Source organism: Bacillus sp. HY001, assembly GCF_007558965.1.
Taxonomy (GTDB): Bacteria; Bacillota; Bacilli; order Bacillales; family Bacillaceae_G; genus Bacillus_A; species Bacillus_A mobilis.
Window position 1 is genome coordinate 1 of sequence record NZ_VLTE01000105.1, and the last position, 9,199, is coordinate 9,199.

Sequence of the window (9,199 nt, forward strand, 5' to 3'; positions counted from 1 at the left end):
ATTGCATCCAAATCAACAGACTCTTGTTGTATATTAAACTCGTATCTTCCATAGAAGTTAATATGTTGCCATGCAACTGGGGATATTTTTTTCATAACGGGGTAGCGTCAGGAAAATGCGGATTTACAACGTTAAGGAAACCAAAATATAAAAAGTCTAATTTCTCGGTGTTATAAGTGAAAAATTAGGCTTTAGTTACTTCATTAAAGCGCCTGATTGTTGAAGACTAAAGTTTATATTCACCAAGAAAATTGATGTGCTCTTATCCTAACAAATTTTATTTAGGACTTACATGTATGCCTTCACGCTCTCGCCAATCTGCGTAAAGTATACGCTTTACATTATCATATCCATTGGTAGTTAATTGGTTATCTAACCACTGTTGATCAAATCCGAGTTCATGTAAATTATCCCATAAAATTTCCCCATCTATAATTAACGATGTTGGGAGGTCTACTGGACTTTCTGGAAGATTGAGATCTGGTTTTTGATACTTGGATTTTAATAATAAACTTATTTGCCCATTAGCTTCCAATATACCGTATTTGACTTCGCGAACTGAAAAGACATTATTTTGACGGAGTATACTCAATACTTGATTTACATCCAATTTGTTCTTTGTAAGTAACTTTCTGTCCATAACACCATCTCGAATGATGATGTTAGGATTGCCTAATAAGAGAGAACGTGTCGATTTATTTTTTAGAGTCATAAACTCTATTCCCAACATAAGAAACGTCCACAATCCGATGGCATATAAAAAATGAAAAATCCCTACCTTATCTTCATAAATGTTATTTCCTAAAAAATCTCCAAGTACTAACACAAAAACTAAGTGAAACGGGGTTTAACTGATAGATGGATGTTCTGCCTGTTATGATAATGATAAAAAATAAAGTTGCAAAACCTACTATGACTTTGATTGCCAGTAAACCCAAAAAAACTTCACCCAAAATTTATTCCTCCATTTTATATTTCACTCGATTTCAAAAATCCTCATGTTTTAAAATATTTATATTACAACATGTAAGCTAATTAAAATCAGAAAGATAAATAATACCGGTTTTTTCAACTTATAATAATGGAGAAAGCACGCGAGCACCCTGTTCAACAATGCGCTCGGTCAGGGATCGTTGCACCAAGTCTTCAATTCTTAATGGTACAGAATCAGTAAGATCCCTCTCGAACTGCTCTGTGAGTTCCCTTGTCACATCAGCACTGTACACGACTTGACACACCTCATAATTCAGGCGAAAACTTCTCATATCATAGTTTGCTGAGCCTACGGCAGCAATCTCCTCATCGATGGTCAACACCTTCGCATGTATCATTCCTTTGTCGTACTGGTAGATTTGAACTCCAGCTTCTATAAGTTCTCCGTAATAAGTACGGCTTGCAAGACCCACGATTTTTTGATTATTGTGGCGAGGAACCAGCAATCTTACACGGACACCACGAGTTACTGCTGTCTTTAATGCCATGATAATATCCGTTTCTGGTACAAAATAGGGTGTTGTTAAATCAATAGTCTTGGTCGCCTGTGTTATACATATAAAGTAAGCTTGCCGAATGACTGGGGTAGGAATTCCAGGGTTTCCTTCCAACGTATGGATATACGCTTTATGCAATGTCCTAGTTTTTCCGGATATGTCCATTTTTTTATCATCAAGGGTGCTCAACTCTGATCCCAATTCGGCTGACCATTTGGAATGATCTGCTCTGCCGATTGAATTGATTTTCGTTACCTCTGATTTTGTTTTCAAATTTGTTTTTGATTTTATCCTTTCCGGCACAGCGATTTCCCAATGAACATCAAAAACAGTCTGCAAGTCGCCTGTTGCTTCCCCTATAATTTGCAAATGAGTGTCCCTCCAAAATCCTACGTCTGGCTTTAATCCTGTATATTCATACCCAACGTTCATACCGCCAGTAAAGGATTCCTTTCTGTCAATCGTCACAATCTTACAATGATCCCGATAATTCCAATTGGACAAAATCCAGGGAAATCGCAGAGGAAATATTGTCCTGCATTCTATCCCTGCTTCAACCATCTGCCGGATTTTTTCACGCGGGAATTTATAACTCCCCAAGCTATCTCTCATAAAACGAACCTGCACTCCATTTAATGCTTTTTCGATTAGCAGTTCTGTGATTCGATTACCAATTTGGTCGTTCCGATAGATGAAATATTCCAGATCAATGGTTTCTTGGGCTTTTTGCAGGGATACAAGGAGTTGATCATATTTTGCTATCCCATTGTTAAACACTTGGACTTGGCCCATTCGAAGCCCATTCACAGTGAAATGCCGTAAAGCATTGGCAATTACCGATGCTGAAGCACCGAATGTCTCAGGTAATTTGTTAGATTCATTTTTAGAACAGGTCAATCTTTTTCGATGAATAAACTTAGGGTTTGATATGCTAAGATATAGCCAGAAACCAATGACAGGTAAAAAAAGGACGATTATTATCCAATTCAAAGCCTTGGCAGGCCGACGAACTTCCCAAATTGCTATGAATAAGATAAAGAACGTATTTAACAGGTATAGATAAAAAATCCACTCCAACTGGAATCCCTCCTTCTGTTACTCTTAACATGTACAAACTATGTAACCAGTATACGTATGGAATATGAAGGGATTGTCTGTTATATATTATGGACTACCTTTATAAGAACTTGTATAAGATATTAAGAACGAAAAAAAGAGAATTAAGGTTGGGAAAGTTCTGACATCAAGAAAGGCGTAATGATCTGGGCACTGTCCTAACTAGAGACTTAGTGATTTTGAAAATTACCATCTGGTAAATTCCTAAATATAGGTATAATTTTTTATAAATTTGGAAAATGAAAGTGGTAAATGCAATAAGAAGTAAATAAGAGAAAACATTAATTTATATTGGGAGGAAATCGTCTTAAAATTAGTCGTTAACATCTTTTTTGTTAATGGTTAATGAATGATCGGTATCTCTAACAGCAGCATAAAAAAAATCTTTGATTTGAAGATATCCCTTTGCCTTTAGTTCTTCCTTTAACCACTTTTCATTTTTGTTGATAAATTTTAATTTACGCTTTTGCACTTTCCCTTCAATGACAACGGCTATGGGTAATCCGCGGTATTCCACTTTCATATGTAAATCTTTTGGAGTAATAGGAACTAATTCTTTTCTTGGAAAAATGCTAATTTCACCTGTTGCTTCCAAAATCGCATATTCATTATCGTGAATATCCGGATATCCTGTTGTTCTTAAATTAGACAACAGCTCAGGTAAAGGATATCTACTTTCCTTTAACTTTCGATTAAGATAAAAAAAGAATCGCTCCAAAATCATGAGGGGTAAGTTGGGCTAGAGCTGATTTCCCTAAAATATTTACTGCTACAATAAACACAATATAGATAAAAATAACTTGGGTGTTTTTGCCCATCCCCTCGAAAAGGTGGATTAAGGGATCTCCCTAAAAACAAATCCCCGTTAAAAGGCGCTTCCTTATGCAAGAATAGCGCCATTTAATGGAATAACTAAATTCTGACCTCTTCCATAAAATTACTTAATAAACTAACGCACCCCGATAGCGAGTATTTGGGTTGGGAGAAAATCGTATTAAACTGAGGGAGTTTAAGGTTTAAGTATTATCCTCCACAATTTAATTTTTAAAAATGTCAATTAGCTTTTTTATCGCACTAACTACTACTTCTGGTTCATCATTTTGTATAAAATGAGCACTGTTTTCAGCAATCACCAATTCACCATCTGAGGATATTTCAAGAATCTCTCTCTGCATGTCATTCCATAACTCTTGTGATTCCTTTGAATAATGAGCTTTCTTACCAGCTGAAAGAACAATTAATGGGACATTTAATTTAAGTCTGGTTTCTTTTAATTGCTTTAGACTTTCCATAAATTCATCATAATTGCCTTCATAAACAAATTGCTTGTTGTATGCTTGTTGAAAATCTTGTGACATCGTTGGGAGAAATCTTTCTCTGTAATCTTCAGGCGTAGAGTCAACTAAGACAAGTCCGCAAACTTCATTATGATATTCAGTTGCATATATCCGCATATTAACTCCACCAAATGAGTGACCAACTAATATGTACGGAGGTTTAATATTGGCTTCAATAAGAAGTTCCTTCAATTCTTTTACCATCTCACGGCTGGTTCTGGGGTTTGAACTTGTTTCACTTTTCCCAAGTCCTGCTCTATCATAAATTAGAACATTAGAGAGCATTGAAATATCCCCAATTACTGAATCCCAAGCCTTGGAAAAGTCTCCATATCCAGCGTCCATTATTATTGTTGGTTTTCCATTATTTTCCCCTATCAATTTAGCATATAGTTTACAATCACTTATTTGCACAAACATTTCTTTAGCCATTTAGTCCATTCCTCTCTTTTAGCCAACTATCATTAGTTAAAATTCAACAATTTTATGACATTCCTTCTTAATGTGTTTAAACTATCAAATGGTTGATTCTTGATTGTCAATGTCACTTTGATATTCAAGAATATCCCCAGGTTGACAGTCCAATGCCTTACAAATAGCTTCTAAAGTTGATAATCGAATCGCTTTAGCCTTTCCATTTTTCAAAATAGAAAGGTTAGCCATTGTGATTCCAACTCTTTCAGATAGTTCTGTTACACTCATTTTTCTTTTAGCTAACATCACATCGATATTGATTATAATTGCCACTGTTTCACCTCAGACCGTAAAATCATTTTCTGATTTTATATCTAAAACGTTTTTTAATAATTTCTGAAGAACCGCAGTGAAGACTGCAATAACAACAGAAGTAAAAATAATTGTTAATCCGATAATTGCTATTCCTGGGTGTAAGGCGTTTTGAGACATAAGAACGATGGTCCCTATCAAATATAAGATACTGATTGTAATTGCACAGTATTTTATATATTTCAAAACCTTTACAGACAATTCCGAAAAAGCATTGTTATTTTCAATGTAGTTTAAAAGTTTTAAAGCTTGATACAGAGCAAGGAAAAATGGTATCACAGTTACATACAAACCGATTAATACAGGATATTGCAAAAAAGCAAACTCCGGAAACATTTCTGCCGTATCATTTGCTAACCAAGGCAACCAAAATATACACAAGGCGAGTACCGTAATCCCAATAAGAAAAACAGCTATCTTTAAAAAAACAGTTGTTCCTCGTTTCATAAAAATGCACCTCACTTATTTATCGTTTTACAATAAATCATTATCCATATGCAATATATTATTGTTTTTTTTAAACAACCCCTTTTATTCTTATTTTTAGACTAAAATAAAAAGCATTCATCATTATAAAATACTTCACAATCCTTAGCTATTTAATTTATCTCTTGTTCAACTAAATGGTCCGTACGTGGAGCAAAAATTCCACACTCAATTCTTTGGGTTCTTTTTTGTTTATAAAGGTGTACTTTTAAAACCTGTCTAATAAAGGGTGGTTCTTGCGTTTATAAATCTATGAAAATATTTTTATAAACGTTTACTAAAATCGTCATACCTTTAGAAACTAAATATAGTAAAATAGTAGAAGAAAATATATCTTCTGGAGGAAGTTCATTGTGAAGATCGGTTATGTTCGCGTTTCATCTACAGATCAGAATGAAGAACGTCAAATCAAAAAAATGTTAGCTTTAGGCATCGAAGAGCGAATGATCTTTGTTGATAAACAAAGTGGAAAAGACTTTAATCGCCCCAGCTACCAGACGATGAAGCGTATCCTGCGGAAAGGGGATCTCCTTTATCTGGATGCCCTAGATCGATTGGGGAGGGATTACGAAGGGATTATCTATGAATGGAAACACATTACAAGGAACATTCAAGCAGATATTGTCGTGTTGGAAAACGAAACGTTATTTGATAGTCGTAAATATAGAGAGATGGGAGATATCGGAAAGTTAATGGAAGATCAGTTTCTAAACCTTCTCTCTTATGTGGCCGAACAAGAACGAAAAAAAATCAAACAGCGCCAAGCCGAAGGCATAGCGCTCGCCAAATCTCAAGGTAGACATTTGGGACGACCAAAGCTTAATTTACGGACCCTTTCCCATGAACAGCGCCAATTATTAGATTCTCACTATCCGAAGTGGAAAAATAAAGAGATCACGGGCGTTGAGTTCATGTGTTTACTTGGGTTGAAAAAGAACTCATTTTATAAAGTAGTCAGGGAATTTGAGATTGGAATATGAATATGGAGAATAATACAACTACCCAAAAACGGTTGAGGATTCTTAGCGAAGATGAAGTAAAGATCATTTATGACAGACCAGGTTTCTCATACGAAGATCGCTGTTCTTATTTTTCTCTTTCACAGCCAGAGAAAGAGCTGCTACACACATTGCGTTCTGTCAAATCTAAGGCTTATTTCGTTTTACAACTGGGTTATTTCAAAGCCAGACAACTATTTTTTACATTTGACCTCCATGAGGTAGAAGAGGATCTTCAATATATTCTGAAGGAACATTTCAACAACAGTCAAATTGATGACTTGAGTTCAATTGATAAGTCCACTAGGTTAAAACAACAACAATTGATTCTTAAATTATTTAACTACCACAGTTGCGGTGCCGAAGAACGGCGTAAGATGGAGGAAAAAGCTCAAAAGTCTGCGGCGTTTTGTGGTAAGCCGATTTACATCTTTCGAGAAATCATGAATTATTTGTCTGAAAACTGCATTGTTGTTCCTGGCTATAGTTTTATGCAAGATATGACAGGACAGGCAATAACCCATGAGCAAAACCGATTAATTTCATTGATGCAGGATCATCTAAAACAGAATGATATGGAATCCTTAGATCGATTACTTGAAGATTCTTCAGGGCTGTATGAAATAACACTACTGAAACACGAACCGAAAGACTTTAGCGCCACTGAAATAAAGCTTGAAATGAATCGTGGTAAACAAATACAGCATTTATATTACCTTGCTCAAGAACTGTTACCAAAGTTAGGTATTTCCAACGAAAGCATCAAGTACTATGCTTCATTAGTAAGTTACTACTCTGTCTACAAGCTCAAACGGCTGAATGTATGGATTGTTTATGTCTATTTGTTATGTTTTGTATCCCATCGTTATCAACGGATGCATGACAACCTGATCAATACCCTCATATATAGTGTAAGGGGGTATGCAGATGAAGCTAAATTAGCAGCAAAAGAACGAGTTTACGAGTGCTATACAGAGAGTAATCAAGACATCAAAAAAGCAGGGGAACTGCTTAAAATATTCACTGATGATCATATTCCTGCCAATACTCCCTTTAGGGATATTCAAGACCGTGCATTTACTATTTTGGAACGTCAGAAACTGGAATCCGTAGCCAAACAGATTACTACAAATATAAAATATGATGAAACTGCCTTCCAATGGGAACATATTGGTCAGCAGGCACGACGATTTAAACGTTATTTAAGACCTATATTTTTGCAGGTTGATTTCGTAGCTCCTTCACCAAATGATCCATTAATTAAAGCAGTGAATTTTATGAAAACTGCTTTTAATAAGAATAAAGCGTTAGGACAATATCACTCAGATGATTTGCCAAATGGTTTCATATCCGATGGTGTGAAGCGTTATATCTATGAACAAAAAACAATTTTAGCAGATCGATATGAATTTTTAGTCTATCGCCTCCTACGCAACCGTTTGGAAGCAGGAGATATTTTTTGTCGTGATAGTATCCGATTTCGCAGTTTTGAGGATGACCTGATCAATGATCGTCAATGGGAACAGAAAGAAATGTTGATCGCTGACACTGGTCTGACGATTTTCAACCAACCCATTCATAGTCATTTAGTGGAGCTTGAGAAGCGATTAGAAGATCGCATTACTAAAGTTAACCAGAGTATTTCATCTGGGAAAAATGAGCATCTTCAAATCAAAAAACGGGGTTCACATACCCGATGGACATTACCTTATACTCGTGACACAGAATCTATTAATCACTCATTCTACGATACATTAAAGCAAATAGACATTAGGAGTGTCTTGCATTTTGTTCAACAGCACTGTCAATTCCTTGACTCATTTGAGCACATCTTGGGACGTTATGCCAAACAGAATAAAGACAATCGAATTCTTGTCGCCTGTCTGATTGCTTGGGGAACCAACATGGGGTTAGGGAGAATGGGGGAAATTTCTGATATTAGCTATCCGTTACTGGCTGCCACATCTGATAACTTTATTCGTCTGGAGACTTTAAAAGAAGCGAATGATTGTATCAGTAATGCAATAGCCAAACTCCCAATCTTTAAACATTATGACATTGGGGAGACGATTCATTCTAGTAGTGACGGGCAGAAAGTTGAGACTCGAATCAATACCATTAATTCCCGTCATTCACCTAAATACTTTGGTCTTGGTAAAGGGATTGTTTCCTACACAATGGTAGCCAACCATATCCCTGTTAATGCTCGAATTATTGGGGCCAATGAGCATGAAAGTCATTATGTATTTGATATTTTATTTAACAACACAACTGATATTCAGCCTGATGTGCATTCCACGGATACACATGGAACCAATGAAGTGAATTTTGCTATCCTGAACTTTTTTGGTTATCAGTTTGCGCCTCGCTACAAGGATATTCACGATAAGGTCAACAAATCTCTTTACGGATTCAAACATCCAAGCCAATATGGAGATAACCTGATCAAGCCAGTTCGAAAGATTAATACGAATCTTATTATAGAGGAATGGGAAAATATTCAACGAATTATGTTATCCCTTGCAGTTAAAACAACCACACAAAGCATTATTATTGGTAAGCTAAGCGCTTATGCACGGAAGAACAAAACCAAACGTGCTTTATGGGAGTACGATAACATCATAAGAAGTCTATATTTTTTGGATTATATTGATTCTCCCCCTTTACGCCGGAATGTTCAAAAGGCATTAAATCGAGGGGAAAGTTATCATAAATTACGCAAAGCAGTATCCTTTGCCAATTTTGGAAAATTACGTTTCAAAAATGAAAATGATCAACATATTTGGGGCGAATGCAGTCGCTTACTCTCCAATTGCATTATTTATTACAATGCCAGTATTTTATCTAATATGTTGGCTTACAGAGAAACAAAGGCTCTAGATTCGGATGTTATGAAAAAAATATCCCCAGTTGCATGGCAACATATTAACTTCTATGGAAGATACGAGTTTAATATACAACAAGAGTCTGTTGATTTGGATGCAAT

Annotated in this window: 7 protein-coding genes and 1 pseudogene; 2 read left to right on the forward strand and 6 right to left on the reverse strand. The window is 35.7% G+C overall.

Annotated elements, in window-relative coordinates:
• Nucleotides 1–277 precede the first annotated feature (277 nt).
• The 6 genes and pseudogenes from FOT98_RS28185 to FOT98_RS28210 form a co-directional block, all read right to left on the reverse strand.
• Nucleotides 278–826, reverse strand: a complete 549-nt coding sequence (locus FOT98_RS28185; protein WP_002029079.1) for a DUF421 domain-containing protein — start codon at nt 824–826, stop codon at nt 278–280.
• Nucleotides 827–1,073: 247 nt separating this feature from the next.
• Nucleotides 1,074–2,567, reverse strand: a complete 1,494-nt coding sequence (locus FOT98_RS28190; RefSeq protein ID WP_000454745.1) for a phospholipase D-like domain-containing protein — start codon at nt 2,565–2,567, stop codon at nt 1,074–1,076.
• Nucleotides 2,568–2,919: 352 nt separating this feature from the next.
• A pseudogene (locus tag FOT98_RS28195) lies at nt 2,920–3,424 on the reverse strand (DUF421 domain-containing protein).
• A 219-nt stretch (nt 3,425–3,643) separates the two neighbouring features.
• Nucleotides 3,644–4,375: an alpha/beta fold hydrolase gene (locus FOT98_RS28200; protein ID WP_001040756.1), complete on the reverse strand. Its 732-nt coding sequence runs from the start codon at nt 4,373–4,375 to the stop codon at nt 3,644–3,646.
• 84 nt (nt 4,376–4,459) lie between these two features.
• Nucleotides 4,460–4,690 (reverse strand): helix-turn-helix domain-containing protein, encoded by a 231-nt coding sequence (locus FOT98_RS28205; protein ID WP_000974627.1) that lies wholly within the window; start codon nt 4,688–4,690, stop codon nt 4,460–4,462.
• A 9-nt stretch (nt 4,691–4,699) separates the two neighbouring features.
• The gene (locus tag FOT98_RS28210) at nt 4,700–5,176 is read right to left on the reverse strand and encodes a DUF2975 domain-containing protein (protein WP_000820334.1); all 477 of its coding nucleotides are present in this window, start codon (nt 5,174–5,176) and stop codon (nt 4,700–4,702) included.
• 392 nt (nt 5,177–5,568) lie between these two features.
• On the opposite strand from FOT98_RS28210, the gene FOT98_RS28215 reads away from it, so the two are divergent.
• Together FOT98_RS28215 and FOT98_RS28220 are read left to right on the forward strand one after the other, a co-directional pair.
• Nucleotides 5,569–6,195: a recombinase family protein gene (locus FOT98_RS28215; RefSeq protein ID WP_000690663.1), complete on the forward strand. Its 627-nt coding sequence runs from the start codon at nt 5,569–5,571 to the stop codon at nt 6,193–6,195.
• A gap of 2 nt (nt 6,196–6,197) precedes the next feature.
• Nucleotides 6,198–9,199: Tn3 family transposase (locus tag FOT98_RS28220; RefSeq protein WP_078387105.1), on the forward strand; the 3,002-nt coding region annotated here is incomplete at its 3' end.

Bases quoted from the DNA above. Each gene is read 5' to 3' on its own strand.
- FOT98_RS28210 (WP_000820334.1), bottom strand. From the start codon at position 5,176: ATGAAACGAGGAACAACTGTTTTTTTAAAGATAGCTGTTTTTCTTATT.
- FOT98_RS28200 (WP_001040756.1), bottom strand. From the start codon at position 4,375: ATGGCTAAAGAAATGTTTGTGCAAATAAGTGATTGTAAACTATATGCT.